At 42.3% G+C, this 26,128-nt stretch carries 24 protein-coding genes and 2 pseudogenes; 1 reads left to right on the forward strand and 25 read right to left on the reverse strand.

The genetic code is table 11. The features are described from left to right. Positions 1-310: 310 nt before the first annotated feature. From A5878_RS12510 to A5878_RS12585, 16 genes are all read right to left on the reverse strand, one after another. Complete coding sequence (locus A5878_RS12510; RefSeq protein WP_005228824.1) at positions 311-1,066, reverse strand: DivIVA domain-containing protein; 756 nt, start codon at positions 1,064-1,066, stop codon at positions 311-313. A 20-nt stretch (positions 1,067-1,086) separates the two neighbouring features. After that, entirely contained in the window at positions 1,087-1,869 is a 783-nt protein-coding gene (locus tag A5878_RS12515; protein ID WP_010749763.1) for an RNA-binding protein, read from the reverse strand. A gap of 18 nt (positions 1,870-1,887) precedes the next feature. Continuing rightward, complete coding sequence (locus A5878_RS12520) at positions 1,888-2,151, reverse strand: YggT family protein (RefSeq protein ID WP_005228822.1); 264 nt, start codon at positions 2,149-2,151, stop codon at positions 1,888-1,890. A gap of 26 nt (positions 2,152-2,177) precedes the next feature. Beyond that, positions 2,178-2,831, reverse strand: coding sequence for a cell division protein SepF (locus A5878_RS12525; protein ID WP_010749764.1), 654 nt, complete (start codon positions 2,829-2,831; stop codon positions 2,178-2,180). A gap of 16 nt (positions 2,832-2,847) precedes the next feature. Continuing rightward, complete coding sequence (locus A5878_RS12530; protein WP_060792855.1) at positions 2,848-3,519, reverse strand: YggS family pyridoxal phosphate-dependent enzyme; 672 nt, start codon at positions 3,517-3,519, stop codon at positions 2,848-2,850. A 12-nt stretch (positions 3,520-3,531) separates the two neighbouring features. Further along, a complete protein-coding gene (gene ftsZ / locus A5878_RS12535) occupies positions 3,532-4,776 on the reverse strand; it encodes a cell division protein FtsZ (protein ID WP_005228816.1) in 1,245 nt (414 codons plus the stop codon). Between the two features lie 31 nt (positions 4,777-4,807). Beyond that, on the reverse strand, positions 4,808-6,130 hold the full coding sequence (gene ftsA, locus A5878_RS12540) for a cell division protein FtsA (protein ID WP_005228814.1): 1,323 nt from the start codon (positions 6,128-6,130) through the stop codon (positions 4,808-4,810). 153 nt (positions 6,131-6,283) lie between these two features. Then, the gene (locus A5878_RS12545) at positions 6,284-7,267 is read right to left on the reverse strand and encodes a cell division protein FtsQ/DivIB (RefSeq protein WP_060792856.1); all 984 of its coding nucleotides are present in this window, start codon (positions 7,265-7,267) and stop codon (positions 6,284-6,286) included. Between the two features lie 86 nt (positions 7,268-7,353). Then, positions 7,354-8,448 (reverse strand): undecaprenyldiphospho-muramoylpentapeptide beta-N-acetylglucosaminyltransferase, encoded by a 1,095-nt coding sequence (murG, locus tag A5878_RS12550; RefSeq protein ID WP_005237281.1) that lies wholly within the window; start codon positions 8,446-8,448, stop codon positions 7,354-7,356. Positions 8,449-8,463: 15 nt separating this feature from the next. After that, positions 8,464-9,822, reverse strand: coding sequence for a UDP-N-acetylmuramoyl-L-alanine--D-glutamate ligase (murD, locus tag A5878_RS12555; protein ID WP_086295648.1), 1,359 nt, complete (start codon positions 9,820-9,822; stop codon positions 8,464-8,466). 12 nt (positions 9,823-9,834) lie between these two features. Beyond that, positions 9,835-10,797, reverse strand: coding sequence for a phospho-N-acetylmuramoyl-pentapeptide-transferase (gene mraY / locus A5878_RS12560; RefSeq protein ID WP_010749769.1), 963 nt, complete (start codon positions 10,795-10,797; stop codon positions 9,835-9,837). 19 nt (positions 10,798-10,816) lie between these two features. Further along, on the reverse strand, positions 10,817-13,012 hold the full coding sequence (locus A5878_RS12565; RefSeq protein ID WP_060792859.1) for a penicillin-binding transpeptidase domain-containing protein: 2,196 nt from the start codon (positions 13,010-13,012) through the stop codon (positions 10,817-10,819). Further along, on the reverse strand, positions 13,013-13,432 hold the full coding sequence (gene ftsL / locus A5878_RS12570; protein WP_005228796.1) for a cell division protein FtsL: 420 nt from the start codon (positions 13,430-13,432) through the stop codon (positions 13,013-13,015). It abuts the gene before it with no gap. Positions 13,433-13,437: 5 nt separating this feature from the next. Then, complete coding sequence (gene rsmH, locus A5878_RS12575) at positions 13,438-14,397, reverse strand: 16S rRNA (cytosine(1402)-N(4))-methyltransferase RsmH (protein WP_060792860.1); 960 nt, start codon at positions 14,395-14,397, stop codon at positions 13,438-13,440. 25 nt (positions 14,398-14,422) lie between these two features. After that, on the reverse strand, positions 14,423-14,854 hold the full coding sequence (mraZ, locus tag A5878_RS12580; protein WP_005228792.1) for a division/cell wall cluster transcriptional repressor MraZ: 432 nt from the start codon (positions 14,852-14,854) through the stop codon (positions 14,423-14,425). Positions 14,855-15,052: 198 nt separating this feature from the next. Continuing rightward, positions 15,053-15,421, reverse strand: coding sequence for a DUF3397 domain-containing protein (locus A5878_RS12585; RefSeq protein WP_005228786.1), 369 nt, complete (start codon positions 15,419-15,421; stop codon positions 15,053-15,055). A gap of 332 nt (positions 15,422-15,753) precedes the next feature. On the opposite strand from A5878_RS12585, the gene A5878_RS12590 reads away from it, so the two are divergent. After that, positions 15,754-15,873 carry a DUF4044 domain-containing protein gene (locus tag A5878_RS12590; protein ID WP_005237290.1) on the forward strand — a complete coding sequence of 40 codons (120 nt, stop codon included), beginning with the start codon at positions 15,754-15,756 and terminating at the stop codon, positions 15,871-15,873. Positions 15,874-15,937: 64 nt separating this feature from the next. Here the strand turns inward: A5878_RS12590 and cls are convergent, their stop codons facing one another. From cls to A5878_RS12635, 9 genes and pseudogenes are all read right to left on the reverse strand, one after another. Continuing rightward, positions 15,938-17,383 (reverse strand): cardiolipin synthase, encoded by a 1,446-nt coding sequence (gene cls, locus A5878_RS12595; RefSeq protein WP_005228785.1) that lies wholly within the window; start codon positions 17,381-17,383, stop codon positions 15,938-15,940. A gap of 124 nt (positions 17,384-17,507) precedes the next feature. Further along, positions 17,508-18,392 carry a permease-like cell division protein FtsX gene (ftsX, locus tag A5878_RS12605; RefSeq protein ID WP_010749773.1) on the reverse strand — a complete coding sequence of 295 codons (885 nt, stop codon included), beginning with the start codon at positions 18,390-18,392 and terminating at the stop codon, positions 17,508-17,510. Then, entirely contained in the window at positions 18,385-19,071 is a 687-nt protein-coding gene (ftsE, locus tag A5878_RS12610) for a cell division ATP-binding protein FtsE (protein ID WP_005237293.1), read from the reverse strand. The genes ftsX and ftsE overlap by 8 nt, the downstream gene beginning before the upstream one ends. Before the next feature lie 112 nt (positions 19,072-19,183). Further along, positions 19,184-20,291 (reverse strand): peptide chain release factor 2 gene (prfB, locus tag A5878_RS12615; protein WP_100214389.1). Its coding sequence is split into 2 segments (ribosomal slippage): positions 19,184-20,218 and positions 20,220-20,291, totalling 1,107 coding nucleotides; the frame shifts between segments, so codons are not numbered across the junction. A gap of 88 nt (positions 20,292-20,379) precedes the next feature. Then, positions 20,380-20,454 (reverse strand): annotated as a pseudogene (locus A5878_RS17830) (SEC-C metal-binding domain-containing protein); the annotation flags it as partial. A gap of 45 nt (positions 20,455-20,499) precedes the next feature. Further along, positions 20,500-22,884: pseudogene (gene secA / locus A5878_RS12620) on the reverse strand (preprotein translocase subunit SecA); the annotation flags it as partial. 248 nt (positions 22,885-23,132) lie between these two features. Continuing rightward, positions 23,133-23,948, reverse strand: coding sequence for a DUF1189 family protein (locus tag A5878_RS12625; RefSeq protein ID WP_086295649.1), 816 nt, complete (start codon positions 23,946-23,948; stop codon positions 23,133-23,135). 10 nt (positions 23,949-23,958) lie between these two features. Continuing rightward, on the reverse strand, positions 23,959-24,792 hold the full coding sequence (locus A5878_RS12630) for a sugar ABC transporter permease (RefSeq protein WP_016608756.1): 834 nt from the start codon (positions 24,790-24,792) through the stop codon (positions 23,959-23,961). A gap of 2 nt (positions 24,793-24,794) precedes the next feature. Next, positions 24,795-26,084: a carbohydrate ABC transporter permease gene (locus A5878_RS12635; protein ID WP_060792862.1), complete on the reverse strand. Its 1,290-nt coding sequence runs from the start codon at positions 26,082-26,084 to the stop codon at positions 24,795-24,797. Between the last annotated feature and the right edge of the window lie 44 nt (positions 26,085-26,128).

Consider the following 26,128-nt stretch of genomic DNA (forward strand, 5'->3'; position numbering starts at 1 on the left):
GTCGCCTAGTACTGTTCATCATCTATTCTGTCTTGCTTCGCAAGCCAATCATAGTGATTCACAGCAAAAAACACGTCCGTCCCTGGCAAGGGACGAACGTGTTCGTGGTACCACCCAAATTTTTATTGTCGTTAGACAATTCTTTGATGATCGGTAACGGGATCAGGCGTCGTTCTCTACTTGAGTCTTTGGATAATCGGCTCTTTAAAGAACGCAACTCACAGATGATCTGATTTCTTACAGGGTTTTATTTGGCTTCCACTCTCCCAAACTCGCTTGAAAATTATAAGAAATTTTTCTGTTCTGTGTCTTAGTTGTTATCTGTTTTGTTCAATTCGTCTAATAAGTTTCTCGCATCATCTAATGTTTTCACTTCAGGGCTTTCGCTTACATCAACGATTTTTTCATCTGATTCAACAACGTCCACATCAAATGTGTCCACTGCTTCTGAGTTTACTCCAGAACCATTTTCACTGTCAAGTTCTTTTGATAAAACTTCTCTGATTACTTGATGGGAATCTTGCACGTAGCTTGAAAATGGCGCCAAAATTTCTTCCCACTCAGGGCTCTTCACTTGTTCTAATTGGGTTTGTAACATAACCAATAAGTTGTTGTGGAAGACTCTGGTTTTCTTCTTCAAGTCATTTGTTTCTGTTGCCAATTGACGGGCATTGTCTGTTGCATCCGTCAAAATCTCTTTAGCTTTTTCTTCCGCTGAGGTCATCAAGGCATGGGCATGTTTTTCTGCAGTAGCAACCATTTCATCCGCACGGTTTTGGGCAGACGTAACGATCACTTCTGATTCTTTGCTTGCGCTTGTTTTTACTTTATCCGCGGTATCTTGAGCCACGATGATGGATTGGTTCAAGGCGTCTTTCAGTTCATTGAAATACTCTAGTTTTTCTTCGGCGTGTTTCAATGATTTCTCTAACTCGCGATTGCGTTGAACCGCTTCTTCATAATCGCGGACGATCATATCCAAAAAGTCATCGACTTCGTCTTGGTTGTATCCTCTCATTTTTACTGAAAAGTTTTTATTTTGAATGTCTAATGGAGTTAATGCCATATTCTATACACCTCTTTGATTTATTTACGTAATACACCTAATAACAATCTAACTTTTTCTTTTTTCGTGGTTCCTTCTAACCCCTGTATTTGAATCCGACCAAATCCTCTTACTGAAACGATATCCAGTAAATCCAGAACAAAATCTGGTCGTAGTGCTTCTGTCCAGTTTACTTTTACTTTTCCTGATTCGATCAACTGTTTCGAACGCTGACGTGAGATGTTGTATACGGCAGAGATCACTGTATCAAGACGCAATGAACTAACCGTTTCTCTTTCCTCGGTCCAGCCATCTTTAGGAACGATCAACTCGGTGTATTTTGTTTCTTCCAAGCGCACCGATACGTTTCCGATTTTATCCACTTGGAGTTGGATAAAATGACTGACTTCAGCGGCAACGAATACTTGCCATATTTCACCATCGGAAAGAATGTCTCCAAAGTATTCCCTCTTGACTCCAGTCCCCATTAACGTGCCTAAAACTTTTCCATGACTCAACACCGTAAATTTTTTCGGGTATTGAATCGTAAACAAAGTCATGTCAAACTCATCGGTGGTGGGCTCATAATAATCGGGATAAATCAAACAACGTCGTCTTTCAGCAGCTTCGTAACCACCAAAAAAGCGGAAGCTTAAATCCGTTGATTGACGAATCAAGCTTTCTAAAATATACGCTTGTCTCGGATCTAAAAAATCAGTTAAGTAAGGCGCATACTGCATTTGCACTTGTTCGATCCATCCTTGAGCGGAATCAATAAAAGGGCGTTCATCGTTTCGAAAATGTTGATAGACATTTGCGTTCACCGATAACCACCCCTTACGTTAAAATAAAATTGATTGTAAGATCAATATCAATGCTTGTGATGCTAGCTGTAAGACGATAATTGCAAACGCAATCGTAAAATCAATACCAGCAAAACTTAATTTCAATCGATCAAATAAACTCAAATACGGTTCACACACTTTTGCTAAGAAACGGCCAAAAGCGGATTGATACCCTCCTGGAAACCAAGACAAAAGTGCATAGATCACTAATAAAATGGTATACAGATAAACAGCATCACTTAGTAATTTAACGAATCTCAAAAATAAAATTGGCGTTCCTCCTCACTTTAGATATCAAAAAAATTGGTATCTGCTAATGTTTGGGCAGTGCCTTCAATTTCCATACCCTTAGGCGTGCAAAGAAAAATTTCATCGCCAACACGCTTGATATCACCATCTTCAGCGTACACTGTTCCTGTTAAAAAATCAACTATTCGACGAGCTTGGTACTCTTCAATTAAATGAAAATTAACAAGTACAGCATCTCCATTGATGACCTGCTTGGCAATCCCCATCGCTTCGGAATAAACGCGTGGCTCGACGATCGTTATTTTACCAGCTGCTTGTGCGGGTGTTTCTTTTGCTTTTGTTTCTTTGACTCTCGTATTGCTTCTTTGTTGTGCCATCGGAACGACTTTTTCTTCCGTCTTCGTCACCGGTCTTACCCGTTCAGCCGCAGCTGAGGCTTGTTGATAGACAGCAGCTTGTGGTTGCTGTCTGTATTGATAGGCTTGATTTTGTGGTTGACTTGTTGTACGTGTTGCCGCTTGGCCAGATGCATACGTATTCGTGGTTGCTCTGGGGGCTGTAAAAGCTCCTCCTTGGTTCACAGCTTGTTTAGACGCTGTGCGTGCCGGTTCTTCCGTGGCAAATGTTTCTTCGTAGTAATCTTCTTCGTCAGTCAATCCAAAAAAATTGGTCAGTTTCTCTTTGAGCGACATCGGTCAACCTCCTTTTTTATTGAAATAATGCTGTTCCTACACGAATAAATGTTGCACCTTCTTGAATCGCAATGGGAAAATCATTACTCATTCCCATACTCGTTTCTAAGCAAGGGGCATGTGTAAGATGCAGGTCAGCGATCTGTTGTTGAATCCTTTTTAATTCTTTAAAAATCTGATGCTGCTCGTCTTTGGAAGCAGTGAGCGGGGCCATCGTCATCAATCCAACAACACGAATTTTGTCGAACGAAGCGAGTGCTTCAATAAAAGCCATTACCTCTTCAACAAAAATCCCTTGTTTCGTTGCTTCCTGCGAAACATTCACTTCCACAAAGCAGTTGATCGGATGCTCTGCTCGTTTTTGAATTTCTTGTGCCAGTTTGATTGAATCTAACGCATGGAAAAAATCAATCTCATTTATAATTGATTTTACCTTTCTGCGTTGCAAATTGCCAATAAAATGCCAACGGACATCTGGATAATCCTTTAGTGCTGCCTTCTTTTCAAGTAGTTTTTCTACTCGATTTTCTGCACAATCCCGCACACCATTTTCTAAAAGGACTCTTGTTGTTTCTGTATCGACGGATTTTGTCACAGCTGTCAAACAGACCTCACTGGCATTTCTAGAAACAAGAGCACAGGAATCCTGTATCTCTTGCTGAATCTTGTGCAAGTTCTCAGAAATCATGTGCTCTGCCCCCTAGCGTTTACGACGGAAAAATGGTGGTGTGCTTAATTCGTCGTCATCATTCGAACGTACTTCATCACGGCTGAAGGTATCGAATTCTTTCTTTTCTACATTTTCAAATGTGTTTTCTTCTACTTTAGGTCGTACATTTTGTTCTTTGCGGATATCCCAATCACCAAAGCCATTGCTTTCTTCTGCTTGCGCAGGGCGTGCTTGATCCATATCTAATGTTGGTTTTTGAGGGATAGAATGAATTTGACCTTGGCTTTGTCTGCTAGAGCGAGAACCCCGTTCTTTTTTTGAAGGGTCAATGCCGGTTGCAATGACTGTCACACGGATCTCATCGCCTAAGTCTTCATTGATTGATGTACCTAAGATAATGTTTACGTCGCCTGTTGCCGCATGAGCGACGATATCAGAAGCATCTTGCGCTTCAAATAAAGTCATATCCAATCCGCCAGTGATGTTCAATAGCACTTGTTCTGCGCCATCGATCGACGTTTCTAGTAATGGTGAAGAGATCGCTTTTTTCGTTGCTTCGATCACACGTTCTTCCCCGCTAGCAACACCGATTCCCATCAAGGCTGTGCCTTGATTTTCCATTACTGTTTTCACATCAGCGAAGTCTAAGTTGACATAGCCAGGTGCAGTGATCAAGTCTGAGATCCCTTGAACCCCTTGACGCAAGACATTGTCTGCTTCACGGAATGCTTCAAGCATTGGCGTTTTCTTGTCAACAACTTCTAATAAACGGTTGTTTGAGATGATCAATAAGGTATCGACATTCTCTTTTAATTTAGCGATGCCTTCAGCCGCAAAACGGCCACGTTTTGGTCCTTCAAATGTAAACGGACGAGTAACGACACCGACTGTCAACGCGCCGATTTCTTTAGCGATTTTCGCTACGATCGGTGCAGCACCTGTTCCGGTTCCGCCACCCATACCAGCGGTAATGAAAATCATGTCTGCGCCTTCTAATGATTCGCGAATAGAATCTTCACTTTCTTCCGCTGCTTTTTGACCAACTTCTGGTTGAGAGCCAGCGCCAAGTCCGCGGGTATATTTAGGGCCTAATTGAATGACTGTTTCTGCTTTTGAGTTTTTTAATGCTTGAACGTCAGTGTTGGCTGCAATAAATTCTACGCCCTTGACATTTTCTTCGATCATACGATTGACTGCGTTGCCGCCACCGCCACCGACTCCGATGACTTTGATCACAGCGCCGTCATTGATGTTATTATCAATTGAAAATTCCATAATTTATCTTCCTCCTGAGAATCGTTTTAGATTATTCAAAGATATTTGAGAAGAAATCTTTTACTCGGTTTGTGATCGACTCACCTTTTTTCTCTTCTTCTGCTTCTTCATAAGTTTCTTCTGGCGCTTCATATTGTTCGTAATGCACTTCTTGTTGTTGAATAGCAACGGGCTGTTGCGCCACTGTTTTTTCACCAGTGATTGCACTTTTGGCAAGCTGATACACTTCGCTTAAGTTTGCCGAATAGTCAACGATACTGATCACATTCGTGAAAACAGGATTTCTAAGTCCCATATGATTAGGAACGTAAAGCTTGACGTTTGTTTCGAATACTTCTTGAGCAAGATCTACGACACCAGGAAGACTTGCAGCGCCACCAGTCAAGATCACGCCACCCGGTAAATCAAGCCCATCGATTTCGTCTAAAACTTCTTTTGATTTGGTGAAGATTTGTTCCATACGGGCTTCAATGATTTCTGATAAATAGCGTTCATCGATTTTCACTGGTTCTGATTTCCCGATCACATCAACCGGAAATTCTTCGCTGGCTGAAGTGCGTTCAGGATACGCATCCCCATAATTGATCTTCAATGCTTCTGCATTGTTGAAAGAGGTATTTAAAACCGTCGAAATGTCTTTTGTGACAAATTCGCCGCCCTCTTGGTTCACATGGGTGAATTTCAATTGCTTGTCGTGCATCGCTGCGGTGGTTGTTTGGCCGCCACCAATGTCGATGACGATCGTGCCAAAATCTTTTTCACCATCTGATAAAATCGATTCTGTTAGTGCTAATGGCGTAATGACTACTTCATTAACGATCAGACCAGATTTTTCAACACATTTGCGAATGTTGTGAATGATGGTTTTTGGTCCTGTATATACAACACCAAACATTTCTAGGCGAACCCCGATCATGCCACGAGGATCTTTGATTCCTTCAAAACCATCAACGGTAAATTCCTGCGGTAAAATAGCAATGATCTGTCTTTCAGGAGGGGTAGAACGAACGAGTGCTGCGGAGGCAACATTACGCACGTCTTCGTCGGTGATCTCTTTTGATTCACTATTGACAGCGATCATTCCTTGACAATTTTCCACTTCAAGAAGATTGGCTGGTACACCAACACTTACACTGCGAATTTGAATTCCTGCTTTTTCTTCTGCTTGTCTTACTGCTCTTTGAATGGCTTGTACCGTTTTATCGATATCTACAATGATCCCACGGTTGATTCCTTCTGATTTTGCATTACCTACACCAATGATATTCATTTGGCTGTCAACGTATTCGGCTACTACAACTTTTACAGATGTCGTACCGATATCAAGGCCAACATACATTCCCGTTTTTGCCATGGATGGGGTTCCCTCCTACTTAAATTGGATATATAGCGAACCATCACAGTCCGTTTTTAGAGTTCATTCGAATAATTTGTTCACTGTTACCAATTCTACCATATAATGGCGCTTTTTAGAAACAAGTTAATGAAAAAAACTCTTGAATTTTTCCTAAGAATCACTATCAGCTGTTTGATTTTCGTCTGCATCGTCTTCTTGTGTATTTGAAATTGGGTAAGTAAAGATTCCAACTTCCATATCCACAATACTGTCCTCGGTCAAATCTTTGGCAATTTGCGGATAATACTGCATTTGACTCACCATATTCGAAATGTTAACGATCACTTGATTGCCATCATTCATAAAGAGAGTCAGCAGCTCATCATTGCTGTCACGGGGGGTATATTTGATTTGAGAAACGCCATCGCGAATTTCTGAACTTAATTCTTGATAGGCACTAAGTGTTGCTTTGATTTTATCTTCAGCCGAAAAATTTTCTAAAACCGGCAATCCTTCCACTGGCTGCTCACTGATTTCATCTAACACAACGCCATTTTCTAAAACCGGCGCATAGCCACCATCTTGGGCTAGTAAAGCAACTTCTTGAAATTCAGTGACAGTGATATCGAAGCGATTGATACCAGATAGAGAAATTGAGGCATTTTTTATACGTGGCAATTCTTTTTTGATGGCAGACACGCTTTGATTACGTTCGAAAAATTGCGGCCACATCTCTTCATTGACGGTTAGGTCCGAATTTTCGAGAATTGCTTCTGCGGATACTTCATGATTGCCTTTGACGACCACATTCGCCAAACGACTAAGGGGCGAAACGAAATACAAAACAATCAATAAAGGAATCATCAACAATCCAATAATCAAGGCTAAACGGCGAATCAACACTTGGTTGCGGTACGCCTTTAGGTTAGGCAGCCGATCAGCAAAGGAGCGGGCCTTTTTTTCTGGCTCTGGCAATGCTTCTTTCTCATCAACGGACTCTTCCATCGCTTGATCTGCTTCAAAAAACGCTTCTTCTTGCTCGTCTTCATGGTCTTCTAACGTATCTTCTGTTTCTTCAGGAGCAGGAGAAGACCAAGCTGGCTGATTGCCTTTTTCTTGCAAATACTTTAGATTTTCTTTTTGCCAAGGGGTCAACTCTTCCGTTGACGAGGGGGTTTGATCATCATGAGGTGTTTTGTCTTTACTAATGATAATCGCTCCTTTCTATCCCACACATTGTACTATTTGATTACCTCTTGCACAAGTCGAAATAATCGTTCTGAGGCATCGCTGATCCCTTGTTCTTTTGAGGCTTTTGCCATCTTACTACGAAGGGCTTCATCTTGCATGATACTGTCTACTGCTTCCACGAGGTTTTGACTGTTTAGTTCATGATCGGCAATCATTTTGACTGCTCCTGCATTGGCTAAACTTTGGGCGTTCTTCGTTTGGTGGTCATTGGTCACATAAGGACTAGGAATCAAAATCGCTGGAATCCCTAATGCAGTGAATTCTGCGATCGATGTGGCTCCTGCTCGTCCAATCAACAAATCACTATTTGCCATCACTTCCGCCATCTGATCAATGTAAGGGCGAATACTGATATTAGGAAAGGCATCTTTTGACATGCCGATTTTTTCTTCGATCTCTTTGTAATACCTTTCGCCAGATGCATAAAGTAACTGATACTCTTTTTGAGCAAACAGCGGCAGCGCATCAATGATCGCTTGATTGATTTTCAGTGCTCCTTGACTCCCACCAAAAACCAAAACCGTTTTTTTCGCCGGATTTAAATCGTAAGAAGACAAAATCGTCGACTTTTGACTATTCCGTACTTCTTGACCTCGAGGATTCCCCACCAGCACCGTTTTCTTTGCTGGAAAGTATTGAGAAGCATCGTGAAAGGCAATGGCGATTTTATCCACATACTTTGTTAGAAACTTATTGGTGATTCCAGGAACACTATTTTGTTCATGAATAATGGTAGGTATTTTCAACTTCGCTGCGGCAAAGACCACCGCGCCAGAAACGTAGCCGCCGGTGCCGATCACCACATCCGGTTGAAACTCCTTGATGATTTTTTTGGCTGCGTAATAACTTTTCATGAAAAGTTGGATCGTTTTTACATTATCGAAGGACAACTTACGCTTAAAGCCTTGGATTTCTAATGTTTTAAAAGGAATACCTGTTGGAGGGACGATTTTATTTTCCAAGCCCCTTGTTGCACCAATGTATAAAAATTCGGCTGTCGGGTCAATCTCTTTTACATAATCGACAAAAGACAACGCTGGATAAATATGTCCGCCAGTACCGCCGCCAGTCACAAGTATTTTCATATCCGTCACTCATTTCTATTTAAGTTCTGCTACTGCCGCCATAAATTTGTCGCCGCGAACTTCAAAATTAGGGTATTGATCCCAACTTGCATTCGCAGGTGACAATAAAATCGTATCTCCAGCAGCACTTAAAGAAAAGGCTAATGGGACGGCTGTTTCAACATTGTCTGTCATTTCAATTGTTTTTACCCCTGCTGATTGAGCAGCAGCGGCTAATTTTTCCTTTGTTTCACCAAACAACACGATGGCTTTTAGCCCTTTTAGTGCGGGAACTAAGTCATCAAAGCTGTTCCCCCGATCCAGACCACCTGCCAATAAAATCAGTTTCTCATTGTCAAAGCCGCCTAATGCCATTTCTGTGGCTAGAATGTTTGTTGCTTTGGAGTCATTGAAAAATTTCACCTGATTGATGGTGGTGACATACTGAGTCCGATGGGGCACGCCTGTAAAGGTTTGTAACGCTTGCTTAATGGCTTCGTTTGGCATATCGCAAAGTTTACCGACAGCAATCGCTGCTAATGCATTTTCAATATTATGATCTCCTGGCACGCCCAGTTCATCAGCTGCCATGATCACTTCTTCTTTATAATAGAGGATACCGTCAAGCATGTACGCGCCTGCTACTTTTTCCTTGGTGGAAAAAGGAATGATTTGCGCTTTTGATTTTGCCGACAGTGCTTCTAGTTCTGGCTGGTTCCAGTTGATCACCAAATAATCATCTGCAGTCATTCGCTGTTGCAACCGCCACTTTGCTAGGACATACTCTGGACGACTGCCATGGTAATCGATATGGGCTTCATAAATATTGGTGATCACGGCGATTTTCGGCCGTAAGGTATCGATTCCCATCAATTGGAAACTTGAAAGCTCCATCACCAAGCGATCTTCAGGCTTGGCCGTTTGAGCAACGGAACTTGCAGGAAACCCAATGTTCCCAGAAAGCAGTGCCTGCCCTTTTTGCATCCCGGCGTTTAAGACATTGGCGATCATGGTCGTTGTGGTGGTTTTTCCGTTCGTACCAGTAATGCCGATAATCGGTGCCTCAGAGATTTGATACGCTAGCTCCACTTCCGTGATTACAGGAATTTTTTTCTCTAAAGCTTTTTGAACAAGTGGCTGTGAATAAGGGATTCCTGGATTTTTCATAACTAACGAAAAGCCTTCATCCAATAATTCGATTGGGTGGCTGCCAGTGATCACTTTGACCCCTAACGCCAAAAGATCTTGTGCTTCGGGATTTTCAGCAAATGGCTTGCCGTCATTAACGGTCACAAGTGCGCCCAAATCATGTAACAATTTGGCCGCACTGAATCCACTACGCGCTAATCCTAGCACAAGAACTTTTTTATTTTGATATGTTTTAATTTTTTTCATTTTCTTCATCTCCTACCATACAAGGGCTATTGTGAGCAACGAGCAACCTAACGCAATACACCAAAATACAGTGTCGATCTTCCACTCAGACCATCCGCTCATTTCAAAATGATGGTGGATGGGTGACATCTTGAAGATTCGTTTGCCCGTTAATTTGAATGAGGCAACTTGCAGCATCACGCTTGCTGTTTCACAAACATAGACCAGTCCGACAAGCAAGAGGGTCCATTCTTGGTGTAAAAGAATCGAAATTGCTGCCAGCAGACCGCCTAAAGCCAGCGAACCGACATCCCCCATAAAAATTTTAGCCGGTTTGCGATTGTACGGAAAGAAGCCGATCAATCCGCCAATGATTGCTAGACAAACGATCAACACATCAATTTGATCTTGCCGCCAAGCAATCAGTGCGTAAGTTGAAAAAGAAATCGTGCCCAGTCCTGCGACCAGACCATCGATACCGTCGGTCAAGTTGACTGCATTTGAAAAACCGACCAGCCAAAAGATGACGAACACTCCGTAAAAGATCGACAGTGGCACATCGATCCCAAAGAAATTTAACACGTCTGCATTGCCTTCCGCTCGAAAAACAAAGTAAAAGACGAGTCCGCCTAAAATTTGTCCAATCAATTTTTGCAGCGAGTTTAAGCCCATATTTCTTTTGCGGAAAATCTTGATGAAATCGTCAAGAAATCCTAATGCACCATAAACCAAGGTAATGAACAAAAGAATGAACAATGAAGCAGTCAGTTGATTTTGCCATGCCCCTACCCAAATTGCAGTGATCATTGCAGAAATCAAAAATACAAACCCACCCATCGTTGGTGTACCAGCCTTTACGTTATGCCATTTAGGGCCGTCACCACGTATTTCCTGTCCGTATTTCTTCATTTGAAAATAGCCGATAAACAAAGGCATCGCGGCTGTTACGATCGCAAAGCCGCTTGCCAAAGGTAATATCATCTCTGTCCATTCCATATCGTTCTCTCCTATTATTCTATTCGTTTTCGCTTAGTGTAAACTTGATCGATTGTCCCGATAACTCAGTATAAGGCTCCACGCTCTGTTTGGTACAATAGCCGTCCCCTTCAAAACTGACGTCCACATTCAACAGACTGCCAAATTTGATCAAATCTGCTTTGGACCAGGAGGTCGTATCAGGCATGTAATACTTGTCGCTATCCGTAATCAGCAGTACCCGTCCGCCAGGCATGATCGAAGTGCCGCTGTCAACGGACTGTGCGATGACCTTCTCGCCATCACCGATGACAACAGGGGTCAACCCAGCTTTTTGAACGTCAGTTGCCGCTGATTCTGTATCAAGATTACGATAATCCCCTACAGTCGTTTCACTACCAGAGGTTGTACTATCTTCTAATGCAGAATTTTTTAGATCCATGACTCGTTTCATCAATGGATTGGCAATTTCACCCAACACGGTGCTTTCGTGCTTCTCTGGCAATTTGATCGTCAAATACAAAATATATTCAGGTTCTTCTGAAGGAAACATCAAAACAACAGAATACAGATAATTGGTACCACCAAACAAATACTTACCGGTCGTTGGATCGGCTACTTGGGCTGTCCCCGTTTTCGCGGAAATATTGTAGCCTGGTAGTTCATAGACACCATAAGCACTTCCGTAATTTTCACTTTCGACAACATCACGCATATATTCCCGTACTTTTGTTGCCGCTTCTGCTGTGATGGGATGGCCAACTTCTTCTGGTTGTGTGACCGTTTCTTCTCCTGTATTGCCATCAACGATTTTACTAATAAATTGTGGTTTTAACATCGTTCCGTTATTTGCCACCGACGTAAAGGCCTGCATCATTTGGAAATTCGTCACACCAATCGCTTGACCAAATGACGTCATCGCTTGGCTGACAGGGTTATCCTCTGGTGTGATCCCAGTATTTTCGTTAGGCAATCCTGAATAGGTACTGCGACCAAAACCAAATTCTTTTAAGTATTGTTGCCAACGATCTGCCATTCGCTGTTCCAAGGTCACCATTCCAATATTACTCGACCATGAAAGTGCTTGGCGCATCGTCAGTGTTCCTTTTTGACCGAAGTCCCAGTCGTTGATGGTTGCATCATAAAGTTTCATTCCATCAGGGCTTGGGGTAAAAGTTTCGTTTTCATTAAAGATCCCTTGATCGATCGCTGCTGCCGTCGTCAAGATCTTCATGGTTGATCCTGGCTCGTAGTTGTCCTCAACTAATAGGTTTTGCCAATCATTGATGGAATCCAAATTTTCTGGATTATAGGTTGGTCGTTGCGCCATCGCCACGATTTCACCCGTTTTTGCATCCATTAAGTTCGCTGTTAAGTTTTCTGGTTTGTTTTCTTTAAAGACACTGTCCATCAGCGTTTCCAAGTAGCTTTGGATCCGACTATCGATGGTCGTATAGACGTCTTTCCCATCCACCGCTGCAACAGTTTCGGCTACGGTTCCTGGCAACGGATTTTGATTGTTGTCTTTTTGATAAACGATCTCGCCATCGGTCCCTGAAAGCACGTCATTGTACGCAGCTTCTAGCCCGGTTTTCCCAACTAGACCAGTATCGTCATCATTGGCAACAGCATACCCGATAAAGTGAGAAGAAAAGACACCATTCGGATAAAGACGAGCTGGATGACTGTCAAAATGAAAGCCAGCAATCCCTTCTTTTTCCATTGCATCTTCAATCGCATTCTTTTGTTCTAATGTAATATTGTTCCCTTTGCTTCCAAAAGAAACACGCCATAATTGTTGCTCAAGCCCTTCTTCTAATGTATTGACTGCTGTTTCTTGGTCGATGGACAATACATCCGACAAGATTTTGCCCAATTTGTTGAAGTTTGCTTTTTCTGCAAAAAGATTCTTTTTGCCATCTTTGTAATTTTGGTTCAAAACAGCGTAAATTGAATAGGAAGTCACATCTTCAGCAATTGGAATCCCATTGCGGTCATAGATCGTTCCACGTTTCGCTTTGATGACTTCACTGCCTTCATAAAGATTTTTCGTTTTTTCAGCTAAGGAAGTCCCAGCGACATCTCCGACAATGACGATGTAGCTCAAACGCGTGACAAACAAAAAGAACAATCCAATACTCGTAGCAAAGAGAATAATACCTACTTTTTTGCGATTGTTCGTTGTAGTTTGATTGTTCTTTTTTAAGTATTGCTTGAATTTATCTGTTAACTTCATTTAGTCCACTTTCCTTAAATTGCCGTCATCGATCGACAATCCATTATCCTCAGCAATCTTTTGGATGCGCTCGGTTTTAGAAAGTTCATTTTTCTCTTGTTCCAACTGTTCTGCTTGTGTTGTTTTTTCATTGATATCCGATTGGATCAAAGAAATATCGTGTTCGACTTGACTGATATTGGTTCGAATATTGATGGTCAAGATCGCCAACGTCAATACAGAGATGATCACAAAGGCAGCGATCAGTTTTTCCAGAGTAGAAATGCTTTTTAACCGACGAGCCGGAGATGCTGGTACGCGGATGACCTCAGGACGCTGGGGATCAGTAGGCAGTTTTTCAGTTGTCGGTTCAGAGTGTTCCATAGGTTGTGATTCAAGTGGTTCTCTGAATTCATAGTCATGAACTTTTAGTTCTGCCATAGTTGTTACCCTTCGCTTTCCTTGATTTTTTCCGCGATTCGCAGTTTCGCACTGCGAGAACGATTATTTTCAGCTACTTCTTCCTCAGTTGGAAGAAGTGGTTTTCTTGTTATAAGTTTAAGTGTTGGTTGGAATTCTTCTGGTATCATCGGCAAACCTGGCGGCATATCCTTCGGTGTGCTGTATTCCTTGAACATCGATTTCACGATGCGATCTTCTAAAGAGTGAAACGTGATGACACTCACACGTCCGTTGACTGCTAAAAGATGAATCGCTTGTTCAAGTGATTCTTCAATCACACCTAGCTCATCATTGACTGCAATGCGAATGGCTTGGAAAACCCGTTTTGCAGGGTGTCCGCCTTTTCTTCTTGCTGGCGCAGGAATGGCTGTTTTGATGATATCGACCAACTCACCCGTTGTTTCGATTGGATGATCTTGTCGCACCCGCTCGATTTCACGAGCGATTTGTTTCGAGAATTTTTCTTCTCCATAACGGAAGAAGATTTTGACTAATTGGTGGTAGTCGAATTGATTGACTACTTCATAGGCAGTCAACGCTGCAGTTTGATCCATCCGCATATCCAGCGGTGCATCTTGGTGGTAGCTAAAGCCGCGTTCGGCTTCATCTAATTGGGGTGAGGAAACACCTAAATCGTACAAAATCCCATCAACTCGGCTCACACCATGTTGATGCAATGCTTCCTTTAAATAGCGGAAATTACCTTTAATGAACGTAACCATTCCTTTAGCAACATATGGTGCTAAACGTTCTTTCGCATGATCGATAGCAGTTTGGTCTTGATCAAAAGCAAAGAGATGTCCCTCTTCAGACAGTTGCGACAATAAATATTCACTATGACCGGCTCCACCTAATGTACAATCGACATAGACGCCTTCTGGACGAATCTTTAACCCATCAACGGTCTCCTGTAGCATAACGGTGTAGTGTTGAAAATCTGCCATGTGTTTTTTCCTCTTCCTATCAAGCCTATAAGCCAAAATCAATCATTGTTTCAGCAATTTCATCAAAGTTTTCTTCTGCTTCTTCAGAGAATGCTTGCCAACGCGTTTCATCCCAAATCTCGATTCGGTTTGAAACGCCGATGATCACACAGCTTTTGGTAAGGTCTGCATGATTTCTCAATGTAACAGGGATATTGATTCGTCCTTGTTTATCGATTTCGCACTCTGTTGCAGCAGAATAAAAGAAGCGGACAAATGTCCGAGCGTCCTTTTTCGCTAAAGGCATTTCGTTTAGTTTTTCTTCAAGTTTTTCCCATTCAGATAAGGGGTAGCCAAATAAACAGCCATCTAATCCACGTGTCACAACAAATTTTTCTCCGAGTTTTTCTCGTAGTTTTGAAGGGACGATTAGTCGGCCTTTTGCATCTATCGAATGTTGAAATTCACCCATAAACATCGATAAATAACCCCCGATCTCCACCTGATATTCACAGTCTACCACAATCCCCCACTTTCTACCACAAATTATATGAAATTTGAAAGGGAAGTTGTTTGACTTTTCTTTACCAAATGAGGAAAAAGAGGAAAACCGACTACTTAAAGTTTTTAAAAAAACTTTAAGTGAAAAAATGGGCGTTTATCAAGAGTCAAAACACTATAAGTAACTAACAATATTTAGAATGATCAAAACGACATGAAAAATGATCGTAAATAGAAAAATACTACGCCAATACATCTTTAAATAGCGACCATATTGGATCTCCTCATAGTAATACGCTTGAAAGACTGCCAGCAGAATCCCCAATAAAAAAATGGAGATCAAATAGTACAATGTGATTGCTTGATCAAAAGTATACTTTGATAATTGATGAATCCCGACCATCAAAAATGGTACCGCTAAATCCGGTGCCTTCACGTGGTAACGATCATTCAAGGACAACGCGGAAACAATAAACCGACAGGCGAAATAGACGAGCACAGGAAAGATATACCAAAACAAAACGATTGGATTAAATCCAGACATACAGCAAAATCCTTTCTAACAACTAGTGTCACTATACTTTATTTTCTTTACATCCGTGTTTCAGTTCTTTTAAAAATCTGAGCTGGAATAAGACAGCCATGAAATTTTTTAAGGAGCCTCTTTGTTCATCAGCTGACTTTTGAAAGTCTTGAAGAATGCATTTCTTTACCTATTAAAACAGAAGGGCGTATCTTCAACAAGTCTATCTTGCCATTCTAGTGATTTTTTTTATCCTGAAATTGAAATTTTCTTAATTTCTCCTTGGTCCAACTTGAGTTCTTGTGTATTTGAGGGTAAACTGTCACTAGAATAACTCTAAAAGGTGGATTAGAATGAACGAGAAAAAACCAAAAAGTACCTTTGCAAAAATCACGCAAGTCGTGATCTGGACCATGCTTATTCTCACTGTTGGCTCGATTTTCTTAGCAGCATACACAAGTATTATGGGTTAATCCTATTAAAAAAGTGCCCTTTTCCAAAATGATGGCTTCCATCTTTTGGAAAAGGGCACTTTTTTTACAGCAAGGGTGACACAAGGCGTGCCAAGCCTTCTTTGATTTTGATCGTCAGCTTTCTTTGCTGATACGCTTCGATCGTTAAGTGCTTAGAATCGATCGAATCCGCCAGAAACGCTTCTTTCGTTTGCGTCGCGAGTTGTGCATCGTAGATGATCGTATTGACCTCAAAGTCTAAACGAAACGATCGGACATCGATATTTGCTGAACCAATCGAAACGAGCCCACTGTCAATGATCATCGTTTTTGCATGCATAAACCCTTTCTCATAGGTTTCGATGACTGCCCCAAAATGCAGTAGCTCAGCCGCAAAGGAATAGGTCGCCCAATATACCAAGGGATGATCCGGTTTGTTAGGGATTTGTATATGAACTTTCACCCCAGAAAGCAGTGCCAACTTCAAGGCATTGTGAATGGCTTCATCCGGAATATAATAAGGTGTTTGGATCAAGATTTCCTTTTTGGCTAAGTTGATCATTTTCAGATAGGTCATTTTGATTTCTTCATGTTCCGTATCAGGACCACTCGTGATGACTTGGGCTGCAACTGTCCCGACTTGTTTAATTTCAGGAAACAAGGAAGGATCATATTTGATCTCCAACGCATGTTGTGAATTCCAATCCATCAAAAACCGATTTTGCAGCGAATAGACAGCTGAACCGGCAATTCGCAAGTGATTGTCTCGCCAATAACCGAATTTTTCCACTTGCCCTAGATATTCATCTCCCACATTAAAACCGCCTGTATAGCCAATTTCTCCATCGATCACCACGATTTTCCGATGATTTCGATAATTGATTCGCGGATTGACATAAGGAACGAATAAAGGAAAGAAGAAGGCAATTTGACCGCCATGTAGACGCAACTCATCAAAAAACTTCAATGATACTTGGGTGCTGCCCCAAGCATCTAATAAGACTCTTACTTTTACGCCCCGCTTCGCCGCGCGCACCAGTGCCTCTTTGACTTCATTTCCCAATGTATCACTGCGATAAATGTAATATTCCATATGAATGTGATTTTTTGCCTGTTCGATATCCGCGATCAAGGCATCAAATTTCTGCCGTCCGTCGGTATAAAGCGTCATACTATTCGCTGTCGTATACAGGGATTGCCCAAAGACTGTCAACAGGTAGACCAGCTGCTGCACTTCTACCTGCGCGGTCGGCGGATGCGGAAACAGCTGACGAGCGAGCGCTTGTTTTTGTTCTTCTAATTCAACATTCAGCCCCACCTTTGCCTGTGAGCGCATATCAAAGATCTTTTCCTTAGAGATCCCTCTACCAAAGAAAAAGTAAAGCACAAAGCCAACGATTGGAATGAACATCAAGACCAAAAGCCAGGCCCACGTTTGAGCAGTCTGCCGCCTTTCTCTGAAAATGATAATGATTGATAACAAAATATTGACTATAAATAAAATGGTTACCAAATTATCCATTACAACCATTTCTCCACCTCTTCCCCGATTTCCCGCTACTAAAGCATATCAAAAAATAGTACCTAAAGTAAAGAAACACTGTGATGAAACAAAAAAAGCCGATCTTGACGATCGACTTTAAGAAAACATCGGTTTAGAATTTTAAGAAACGGCGCATTGATAAGACAGAACCAAGTGAACCGATCACGATCCCAATCAGTGCCATCACACCGCAAACTTGTAATAGAAACATATTTGGTGCAATTAAACTGTAATTTGAACGCAGTAAGGATGGATTGACCATTGCATAAACTTGGTGGTAGCCGAAGTACATTAATGCAATCGGAACGATCGAACCTAAGAGTCCGATCCAGCCGCCTTCAAGGAAGAATGGCCAACGAATGTAGCCGTTTTTCGCCCCCACCAGACGCATGATCTGAATTTCTCTTTGACGAGACAAAATCGTGATCCGAATCGTATTAGAGATCAGGAACATTGCCACAAAAATCAATAAGACAGCAGCCGCTAAGCCCCAAGTCCGCACAGCAGCAGACAATTCAAAGATTCGGTCAGAAGAATCTCCGCCGTAATCGGCTTTGAAAACATTTGGCAATTCGCCAGCTTGCTCAGCGATCTCTGTCGTATACTCTGGATCTGTTGCACTGACGACAAACACGTTATACAGCGGATTACTGTCGCCTTCGAACAAGTTCCATGAATCCCCCATTGCATCTTGGATCTTCTGCAATTCTTCGTCTCGGCTAGAAAATTTCACTTCTGAAACGTTCGGCAGATCATTTAAGGACTGTTCCAAAGCATCCATGTCTTCTTGTTCCGTACCAATATCAACGAAAACCGAAACGTCCACATTCTCGCGAATGTCTTCGGCTAGTTTTGTTGCATTTAAGATTACACCTAGAAAAATACCGACTAATGTCAGTGTGATCGTCACCGCACTCAATGACGCAATAGTCATCCAGCCGTTACGCTTTAAACTTTTGATACTCTCCAGGAGATGACGGAAAAATGTTCTAATCATCGTAACCATATTCTCCTTCCGCTTGGTCGCGAATAATGCGGCCATTTTCAATCGCGATCACGCGATGACGAATCGTATTTACGATCGTACTATTATGGGTCGCCATAACGACCGTTGTTCCTTGGGCATTGATCCGATCAAGCAACTTCATGATTTCCCATGAGTTTTCAGGATCTAGATTCCCCGTTGGTTCATCCGCAATCAATACTTTCGGCGTATTTACGATGGCACGAGCGATCGACACCCGTTGTTGTTCCCCACCGGAAAGCTCACTTGGAAAGACCCGAACTTTATGTTTCAGTCCGACCAAATCCAAAACTTCCATCACCCGTTTTTTGATATCACGAGGCTTGCGGCCGATAACTTGCATTGCATAAGCAACATTTTCAAAGACCGTTTTCCGTGGTAAAAGTTTATAATCCTGAAAGACCACGCCGATTTCCCGACGCATCAAAGGGATCTCGCGGTTTTTCATGCCGACCAAATCATATCCTGCGACATTCAAAACGCCTTTGGTTGCTCTTTCTTCCCGATACATCAATTTGATAAAGGTTGATTTGCCGGCGCCTGATGGTCCAACGACATAGACAAACTCTCCTTGATCAATTGAAATCGAAAGGTTACGGATAGCAGTCGTACCATTAGAGTACTTTTTCATTATATCTTTCATTTCTATCATACAGCTATCTCTCCATCTCAAATTTTCATTCTGGCTTATTATAGCATGAATATATTTCACCTTGCTTGCAACAGATTACAATTATGTTTCAATCTGTTTAAGTCACACAAGGTTATTTTTGATTCAGTTTCAGCTTCAAATACGCGTCGATAAAGCCATCCAAATCGCCATCCATGACTGCCTGTACATTCCCAGTTTCGAAATTCGTTCGGTGATCTTTGACCATCGAATAGGGATGGAAGACATAAGAACGGATTTGCGAGCCCCAACCAATTTCTAACTGCTCGCCTCGCAAGGCTGCTGCCTCTTGCTCTTTCTTTTCCACTTCTAATTGATACAGCTTGGCTTTCAACATCCCCATCGCTTGCTCACGGTTTTTCAATTGTGAGCGCTGGGCTTGGCTAGCAACGACCGTTCCTGTCGGAATATGGGTGATCCGCACAGCAGATTCGGTTTTGTTGATGTGCTGTCCGCCTGCACCACTTGCGCGGTACGTATCGATTTTCAAATCATCTGAGTTGATTTCCACATCGATCGCCCCATCTAATTCTGGCATCACATCCACCGAGCAAAATGACGTGTGCCGTCTCTTGGCTGAATCAAAAGGTGAGATCCGAACTAAACGATGAACGCCTTTTTCCGATTTCAAATACCCATAGGCATTGTGGCCTTTTACAAGTAAAGTGACACTTTTGATCCCCGCTTCATCACCAGCTTGATAGTCGAGGGTCTCTACTTGATACCCATGTTGTTCGCAAAAACGAGTATACATCCGTAACAGCATGCTGCCCCAGTCTTGTGATTCGGTACCGCCTGCACCAGGATGAAGCTCGATGATGGCGTTATTTCGATCATAAGGTTCATCTAACAGCATCGACAATTCATAAGACGCCATTTTCTCGTTTAGCTTCGTGATCCGTGCTTCAAGTTCTGCTTCCATTTCTGGGTCTGCTTCTTCTTGAATCATTTCCAACATCACTTCCAGTTCTTCCAATTCTTCTGCTAACTGATTGAACTGATCGTAGGTCTCTTTGTTGGCATTGTTTGCGTTAATGACTTGTTGGGCTTTTTCCGAGTCATCCCAAAAGGTGGGATCTGCCATTTGGTGTTCCGCTTCCGCAATGTCCTCTTCTAACTGATCTAAGTCAAAGAGACCCCCTAAAACTGATTATTTTTTCATTCATCTGGGTCAATTGATTCCGAATATCTGCGATTTCCATTAAAATTCCTTCTTTCTTTTTTTCTTACAAACGAAAGTAGACTGGACAAAAACGTCTGCCAGCCTACTCTCAACTTTTTCAAAACGTGTTACATATTTTTCCCGTGGCAATTCTTGAATTTTTTCCCGCTGCCGCATGGACAAGGATCGTTACGACCAACGTTTTTGAAACTTGGTGCTTGGGCAGCCGGTGCTTCTTCTACCCCTTGTGCTTCCCCTTGAGCAACTTGTTCCCGTTGAACGTTTTGGCGAATCTCTGCCTTCATAAAGAGACGAGTTACTTCATATTCGATCGCTCCAACCATGTTCTCAAACATATTGAATCCTTCTGTTTGGTACTCAACTAATGGATTGTTTTGTCCATAAGCCCGCAACCCAACCGATTGACGCAGCTGATCCATAGCATCGATGTGGTCGGTCCACTTCGTATCGACAACTCGTAGGATGACTACTTTTTCAAATTCCAGTAATTGTTCTGGACTATTAAGTTGTGCTTTCTTTTGTTCAAAGACTTCTTCTGCCCGTTGGTTTAGGTAGTCTTTGATCTCTTGAGCTGATTTGCCCTTGATGTCCTCGATACTGATGGTATCTTCATGAACAAGTGCATTCGCAGCAAAATCAACGATTCCTTCATAATTCCAATTGCTTTCTTCTAATTGCGTATGACTGTCGACGACCCGGCTGATGGAACGTTTCACCATATTCATTAATTGTGGTGAAAGATCCGTTTCTTCCATGATCACTTCTTGACGTTGTCCGTAAATAACTTCCCGCTGTTCTCGCATTACGTCATCGTATTGCAAGACGTTTTTCCGAGTATCGTAGTTATTGCCTTCCACTCGTCGTTGGGCAGATTCTACTTGTTTTGAAAGCATCTTGCTTTGGATCACGGCGTCGCCTTCATCGATCTTCATCCGATCCAAGAACACTTTGATTCGTTCAGAACCAAAACGCTTCATTAAATCATCTTCTAGCGATAAGTAAAATTGCGACATCCCTGGATCTCCTTGACGTCCCGCACGTCCCCGTAACTGATTATCGATCCGTCGCGATTCATGACGCTCAGTACCGATAACTGCCAAGCCGCCAAGTTCTGCAACACCAAGACCTAACTTGATATCCGTTCCCCGACCAGCCATATTGGTCGCGATCGTTACAGCGCCTTTTTGTCCAGCATTCAAAATGATTTCTGCTTCTTTAAAGTGATTCTTGGCATTCAATACTTCATGAGGAACTTTCTCACGATCAAGCATTGATGACAGTAATTCAGAAGTCTCAACAGCGACCGTCCCTACAAGCACGGGTTGTCCTTTGCGGTGACGCTCTTTGATGTCTTGAACGACTGCTTGGAATTTGCTCGTAAGCGTTGGATAAAGCAAGTCCGCACGATCATCCCGTAAGATTGGTTTGTTCGTAGGAATCTGAATGACTTGCATGTTATAGATTTCTCGGAACTCTTCTTCTTCCGTTTTCGCTGTACCGGTCATCCCAGACAGTTTTTTGTACATCCGGAAGTAGTTCTGGAATGTGATCGTCGCCATCGTTTTGGTTTCATCTTCGATTTCGACACTTTCTTTCGCTTCGATCGCTTGATGGAGCCCATCAGAATAGCGGCGACCATCCATGATCCGACCTGTAAATTGGTCAACGATCATTACTTTCCCATCTTGCACCACGTAATCAATGTCACGAATCATAATGTAATTCGCCCGTAGTGCTTGGTCCAAGTGATGGGTCAATGCCGTGTTTTCAATATCATACAAGTTTTCTAAGCCGAAGGTCTCTTCCGCTTTTTCGATCCCACGTTCTGTTAAACCGATCGTTTTTGATTGGATATCGATTTTGTAGTCTTCTTCTTCCGTCAAGCGTTTGACAAAATTGTCGACCCGATTGTATAGCGCAGTTGATTTTTCTGCTTGTCCTGAAATGATCAACGGTGTTCTCGCTTCATCGATCAAGATCGAATCGACCTCATCGACGATGGCATAGTTTAATGGACGCTGTACCATTTGATGACGGTAAACCACCATGTTGTCCCGCAAATAGTCAAACCCTAATTCATTGTTTGTACTATAAGTGATATCACAAGCATATGCCGCACGTTTTTCTTCTGCTGATTTTGAGTTAATGTTCAAGCCGACCGTCAACCCTAAAAAGTTGTACAGCTCCCCCATCTCAGTCGAGTCACGAGTTGCCAAGTATTCATTGACAGTTACGACGTGGACACCTTGACCGCTCAAAGCATTCAAATAAACAGGTAATGTCGCCGTCAAGGTTTTCCCTTCACCAGTACGCATCTCTGGGATATTCCCATCATGCAAGACGATCCCACCCATTAATTGGACGTGGTAAGGATAAAGGCCCAAAACGCGTTTTGCAGCTTCACGTACTACTGCAAAGGCTTCAGGTAATAATTTATCCAAAGTCTCTCCCTCTTGGAAACGACGACGAAATTCATCGGTTTTCCCGCGTAATTGTTCATCAGATAAAGCGGCCATTTCATCCGCATGTGATTCAACTTGATTCGCAATATGGTCAAGACGTTTTAATTCTTTTTTGTCGTTTTCGATTAATTTTCTAAAAAAATTGGCCATACCTTAATAATTCTCCTTTTACTTCTGCATTATCCTAGCTGGAAACTCTCCTAACTATTTTAGCACTAGTTCACCATAAATGAAATATTTTTCGATAGAACTATCGCATCAATCTTGCGTGATAAACGGATTCTTAACCTTTTTTCACAGATTTTAAAGAAACGCAGGAAAAAAAACACGCAACAAGCCATTGATCGGCGCTGAAAGTCCAGCACACGCCCAAACGTCTTGTTGCGAAGGTTTGCAAATTATGCCGTTTTAAAACGGGTTTTTAAGAAAGCTAAGAAGAGCATCAGTAGCATGCCTAAAGACTGAATCCCGATCATCAAGACGATATCAGCGCCAATAAATCCTGCCAACATCGCAACGAGAGAGCCTGCCCCCAGTGCATTTAAAATCACGTTCGTGCTTTCTTTGAAGCTGCCGATTGTCGATAGTCGTGATTTTTTCGTCAACCAGAGGAAAAACGCTGCGCCTATGACTAGAATACTATTCATTGCCACCAATAAAAATGCCACTGTGATCGTCTGACTGAAGAAAATCGCCGTCTCGTTGTTGCGATAGAAGCCGTCTTCGATTGCTTTTTGAAACGAAGCCGCATCATCTACTTGATCAGGTGCCATTTCCGCCGTGTACCGCATTTCATAGTGATAGGTTTGTCCATCGATTTCTTCTTTGATGGTCCAGTCTGTTTCCCGAAAATTGATGGCGTATTTCGCTTTTTCAAGAGCCGCTTCTGAAAGCGCAACGCCTATGATCCCCGCTTCTGTTTGGGAAAAGACTTGTGACTCATCCGCTAAAAGTTTGCCATCTTCCACCTGCAGCTCATTGTATTTTGCTGCCGTTTCTGCCGTCACGAGTGTTTTTGCATGGGGAAAAAATGCCGCAAAGGCTTGATCCGTTTGCTTGCTGATCATTAAGGTCAACGGGATCATCAGCAAGGACATCAAGAAAACATAGACGAACACTTGCTGCCGGCGATTTAATTTTTTACGCCATGCATAGACTTTTGTTGGAGAAAAAATGGCCCCAAAGTACGTTAAGGGAAATCGTTGTTCAGACATCCTATCATTCCTATCCTTTTGTTCCGCCAGAGGTCAAACCTGAAACAAAGTATTTTTGTAAGAAGAAAAACAGTGCAGCGATCGGTACGGCGATCAAAATCGCCCCTGCCGCAAAGAGTGCGACCCGTTGGTTACGGGCATCATTGATAAAGGTTTGTAGCCCGACTGCGACGGTCAAACGCTCTTGTGAGCGAAGCAAGAATCGCGCCAGCAAGAATTCGCCGAATGGTCCCATAAAGGCCCACAATGCTTGGACGGCAACCATTGGTTTTACGAGGGGCAAAACGATTTGCCAAAAGATGCGAAAATGCCCTGCACCATCAAGTTTTGCTGATTCATCCAAGTCGATGGGTACTGTATCAAAGTACCCCTTCATCAGCCAAGTATTCATCGGAATCCCACCACCGATATAAATCAGTGTCAAGAACCAGAAGCTATCTAGACCGTTTGCTAATAAGCCCATGACATAAAAAGCGGTCAACGCCGACATTGTCGGTACCATTTGAACGATCAAGAACACCATCAGACTACTTTTACGACCAGCAAAACGGTAACGACTGTAAGTATACCCTGCTAACGTTACGATCATTACTTGAATGATCATCGTCGAAACGGCCACGATCAAGGTGTTTTTATACCATGTCAAATACGGGGTTTCATTGAATAAACGTCGAAAGTTGTTCAATGTCCAATCCGCATCAAAATCTAAGCGAAAAGCGATCATGTTCCCTGCCTTGAAGGCTGAGGTTGCGGTAATCAACAAGGGATAGATGATAATGATCGATAACGCGATCATAAACAAGTAGGTAAATAATTTGCTGAAAGAAAACTTCTTCTTTTTCATCCTCAATCCTCCATATTAAATGCATTCGTCTTTTTAAACACCAGTAATGAAATGGAGATCACCACAAAGGAAATGATCAAGGTCAATGCAGAAGCAATCGAATATTGTGGTGAGCCGCCGGTCGTCAGTTTGTAGATCCATGAAATCAAAATATCTGTCGATCCAGCATTTCCGCCTAAACTTCCTGGTCCACCTTCGTTAAATAGATAGATCATCGAGAAGTTATTAAAGTTCCCTGTATATTGCGTAACGAAGGTTGGGGCTGCTACCAAAAAGATTGCCGGCAGCGTAATGTTCCGAAAACGCTGCAACGCATTGGCCCCATCCATTTTTGCTGCTTCATACAAATCTTCGGAAATGGATTGTAAAATCCCTGAAACCATTACATAGATGTAGGGGAACCCTAACCAACCCTGAATCAAAATAATCGCCGTTTTCGTCCAAAACGGATCAGTCTTCCAAGCAATGTTCCCAATATCCACAAAAGGCAGATTGTTCAATAGCGGGATCACCTGCGTATTGATCGCTCCTGCGGTATCATTAAACATATTTGAAAAACTCATGATTGTGATAAACGCTGGCACCGCCCAAGGAAGCAAGAAAATCACCCCAAAGACGCGACGAAACTTCACAAATTTTTGGTTGGCAACAACTGCTGTCAGTATGCCGAGTGTAATTTGCAAGGTGGTTGCTAAAACGGTCCAAATCACCGTCCAACTGAATACTTTTACAAAGGTGTCGCGGTAAGAACTTAAGGTGAAGATATTCGTGAAATTCGAAAAACCGATCCAGTCGATTAAGTTTGCTGGCGGAATGTGTCGAAAATCATAGTTGGTAAATGCCATAAAGAGCGTCACCATTACTGGAAAAATAATTGCTACGATCATTACCAAGTAGGCAGGGATCGTCAGTAAGTACGCGAACCCATCTTCGTATAATTTTTTGAAAAATTCTTTTCTCGTAACAGCTACCGGGAAGCCTTTTTCAATGCTTTGCCGAACCTGATAAGCATCTTTGATATTTAAAACCCAAAAGATAATGAAAATAACGGTAACGATGACCTGCAATGTTCCTTCAATCAACAAGAACAAAGAGTTGTCTTCCATCGGTACTGATCCGAGTGTGACAAAGTTATAAAGTGCTTGTCCACCAAACAAAAACATTTCGACCAGAAAAATCAGAAAGGCTGCAAAAAAGAGACCCGCTTTGAATTTCTGACCATTTTTGAATTGTCCCCCACCAGGGATGATTGAAAGAAGCGCTGTCTGCATGGCTTGTGAATTCGTCCTCATATGTATCCTCCTTAAAATCGAAAGTCTGCCAAGCGGCCGACGAT

This window comes from Enterococcus sp. 3G6_DIV0642, assembly GCF_002140635.1.
Classification (GTDB): domain Bacteria; phylum Bacillota; class Bacilli; order Lactobacillales; family Enterococcaceae; genus Enterococcus_D; species Enterococcus_D casseliflavus.